The following is a 3,544-nucleotide window of genomic DNA, read 5'->3' on the forward strand; positions in this document are numbered from 1 at the left end:
CCGCTACCTGTTCGGCAATACGACGACTCACACCCTGACCTCGGCTTTTTTCATTCAGTAAGATGATTTCGCATTCGACGAAGAACGTCCGGCAATGCGGCTCACCCTGGATATCCACCACTTCGTAGCGCGGCAATTCGCAACCACGCGATTGCAGGAACTCCTGCAGGCGGGTTTTCGGGTCCTTGTTGGTGTCGACCAGCGTCAGGCCTTCGAACTCTCCGGCCAGCCAGGCGAGCACACGCTCGCGAGCCACTTCCATGCCGGCATCCAGATAAATCGCACCTATCAGCGCTTCCAGTGCATCGGCAAGGATCGATTCGCGACGGAAACCGCCGCTTTTCAGCTCGCCCGAGCCCAGGCGCAGGTAATCGCCCAATTCGAAACCACGGGCCAGTACGGCCAGGGTCTCACCTTTGACCAGACGCGCGCGCAAACGCGACAACTGGCCTTCGCGAGCCAGCGGGAAGCGATCGAACAGCGCCTCGCCGGCGACGAAGTTGAGGATGGCGTCACCAAGGAATTCCAGGCGCTCATTGTTACGCCCGGCAAAACTGCGGTGAGTGAGGGCCAGGACCATCAGTTCCTGATCCTTGAAGGTGTAGCCGAGCTGACGCTCGAGACGGCTTAAGGAGACGCTCACGGTTTACCCACGCTGAGTTCGTGGTTGGATTCCACTGCCATCGCCGGGATGCGGCGCAGGCCTGGGACAATTAACGCTGTGTTCAAAAATAACGTCCTGAATATCATTGGCTTCATGCTCCCGGGCGCCGAATGTCTCGGCTCCAGAAATGCATTCGGCGCTGTGTTCAACAGCGCCGTGTTTGATTACTGGATCAGGCCAACCCGCGAGAAATTCGGCAGGTGACTGAGTTTGGGTTCCGGCCAGCTCATCCAGACTGCAAAGGCCTTGCCGACGATATTCTTGTCGGGAACCATGCCCAGCAGATCCTTGGGAATGCTCGGATCATCCCAGTAGCGACTGTCGTTGGAGTTGTCGCGGTTGTCGCCCATCATGAAGTAGTGCCCGGCGGGCACTGTCCACGAACGGTCCGGCATAGCACGGTAACGGCTCATTTCCTTGCGGATGAGGTGTTCGGCGACGCCGAGTTTTTCCTTGTAGAGCTCGGCACTGCCCAGCGTGCCTGGCTCGGTGCCGACCAGTTGCTCGGCAATCGACTGCCCATTGACGAACAGACGCTTGTCCGCGGTGTAGCGCACCGTGTCGCCCGGCAGGCCCACTACACGCTTGATGTAGTTGACGTTCGGGTCGCTCGGATAGCGGAACACCATCACATCCCCGCGCTGAGGTTCACCGACTTCGATGATTTTCTTGTCGATCACCGGCAGGCGGATCCCGTAGGAAAACTTGCTCACCAGGATGAAGTCGCCGACGTCCAGGGTTGGCTTCATCGAACCGGAAGGAATCTGGAACGGTTCCACCAGGAACGAACGCAGCACCAGCACGATGAACAACACCGGGAAGAACGACTTGCCGTATTCAACCAGCAGCGGTTCTTTGTTCAGCTTCTCGACCACCACCATGTCAGGCTGGCTGACGCTGCCCTGATAGGAAGAGATGGCGGCACGCCGACGCGGCGCCAGGATCAAAAGATCGAGCAACGCCAACAGGCCGCAGACGAACACGGCGATGACCAGCAACAGCGGGAAATTTAGTGACATAGGACCTAACTATCCAACCTGAGCACGGCAAGGAAGGCTTCTTGTGGAATTTCCACGTTACCGACCTGCTTCATGCGTTTTTTACCGGCCTTTTGCTTTTCAAGCAGCTTTTTCTTACGGCTTACGTCGCCGCCGTAGCATTTGGCCAATACGTTCTTTCTGAGCGCCTTGACGGTTGTCCGCGCCACAATCTGACCGCCAATGGCAGCCTGGATGGCCACGTCGAACATCTGACGAGGAATCAGTTCCTTCATCTTCTCGGTCAACTGGCGACCTTTGAAGTGCGAGTTGTCGCGGTGCACGATCAACGCCAGCGCATCGACCTTGTCACCGTTGATCAGCACATCCAGCTTCACCAGATTAGCCGATTGGTAACGATCGAAATGGTAGTCCAGCGAAGCATAGCCGCGACTGGTGGATTTCAGGCGATCGAAGAAGTCCAGGACCACTTCGTTCATCGGCAAGTCGTAGGTGACCTGCACCTGATTGCCGAGGAATAGCATGTCGACCTGAACGCCGCGCTTCTCGATGCACAGGGTGATGACATTACCCAGGTGTTCCTGCGGCACCAGGATGTTGGCGCGCACGATAGGCTCGCGCATGTCTTCGACTGCAGAAACGTCCGGCAGCTTCGAAGGGTTGTCGACGTAAATCGTTTCACCGGTTTTCAGCACCAGTTCAAAGATTACCGTCGGCGCGGTGGTGATCAGGTCCAGGTCGTATTCACGCTCAAGGCGCTCCTGGATGATTTCCATGTGCAGCATGCCGAGGAAACCGCAACGGAAGCCGAAGCCCAGGGCGTCGGAGCTTTCCGGGGTGTACTGCAGTGACGAGTCGTTCAGGGTCAGCTTCTGCAATGCTTCGCGGAAATCCTCGAAGTCATCGGAGCTGACCGGGAACAGGCCGGCGTAAACCTGTGGCTGAATGCGTTTGAAGCCTGGCAGCACTTCAACGTCCGGGGTGGAGCTGAGGGTCAGGGTGTCACCGACCGGCGCACCATGAATGTCCTTGATGCTGGCGATGATGAAGCCTACTTCGCCGGCTTTCAGATCAGCGGTATTGGTGTGTTTCGGAGTGAACACGCCGACGCTGTCGACCAGATGCACCTTACCGGTGGATTTAACCAGGATCTTGTCGCCCTTCTTCACACGACCTTGACGCACGCGCACCAGGGAAACGACGCCCAGGTAGTTGTCGAACCAGGAGTCGATGATCAGTGCTTGCAGCGGCGCGTCGATCTCGCCGGTCGGCGCAGGAATGGTGGTGACCAGGCGCTCCAGCACCTCGTCGACACCCAGGCCAGTCTTGGCACTGCAGGTAACTGCGTCGGTGGCATCGATGCCGATGATTTTTTCGATCTCGTCCTTGACGCGATCCGGATCGGCCTGTGGCAGGTCGATCTTGTTCAGAACCGGCATCACCTCCAGGCCCTGCTCGATTGCCGTATAGCAGTTGGCAACCGACTGTGCCTCCACACCCTGACCGGCATCGACCACCAGCAGCGCGCCTTCGCAGGCCGCCAGCGAACGGCTTACTTCATAGGTGAAGTCAACGTGGCCTGGGGTATCAATGAAGTTCAACTGGTAGTTGATACCATCGAGGGCCTTGTAATACAGAGTGACGCTGTGGGCCTTGATGGTGATACCGCGCTCACGCTCAAGCTCCATGGAATCCAGTACCTGGGCTTCCATTTCACGCTCGGCCAGGCCGCCGCACATCTGGATGAAGCGGTCAGCCAGCGTCGACTTGCCATGGTCAATGTGGGCGATGATGGAGAAATTGCGGATATGACTCAAATCACTCACGGATCAACACTCAAAAAGGCTGCAGGCATAGCCCGCCGAAAAATAGCCGGGAATTG

3 protein-coding genes are annotated in these 3,544 nt (G+C 57.6%); all 3 read right to left on the minus strand.

Annotated elements, in window-relative coordinates; all coding sequences use genetic code 11:
• The coding region (gene rnc / locus ACRESJ_RS10545) for a ribonuclease III (RefSeq protein ID WP_431757849.1) at window positions 1-643 on the minus strand (643 nt) is incomplete at its 3' end.
• A 185-nt stretch (window positions 644-828) separates the two neighbouring features.
• The gene (gene lepB / locus ACRESJ_RS10550) at window positions 829-1,683 is read right to left on the minus strand and encodes a signal peptidase I (protein WP_431757850.1); all 855 of its coding nucleotides are present in this window, start codon (window positions 1,681-1,683) and stop codon (window positions 829-831) included.
• A gap of 5 nt (window positions 1,684-1,688) precedes the next feature.
• On the minus strand, window positions 1,689-3,488 hold the full coding sequence (lepA, locus tag ACRESJ_RS10555) for a translation elongation factor 4 (RefSeq protein ID WP_431757851.1): 1,800 nt from the start codon (window positions 3,486-3,488) through the stop codon (window positions 1,689-1,691).
• Window positions 3,489-3,544 lie beyond the last annotated feature (56 nt).

Origin of the sequence: Pseudomonas sp., assembly GCF_050739655.1 — a bacterium.
Classification (GTDB): Bacteria; Pseudomonadota; Gammaproteobacteria; order Pseudomonadales; family Pseudomonadaceae; genus Aquipseudomonas.

Bases quoted from the DNA above. Each gene is read 5' to 3' on its own strand.
- lepB (WP_431757850.1), bottom strand. From the start codon at position 1,683: ATGTCACTAAATTTCCCGCTGTTGCTGGTCATCGCCGTGTTCGTCTGC.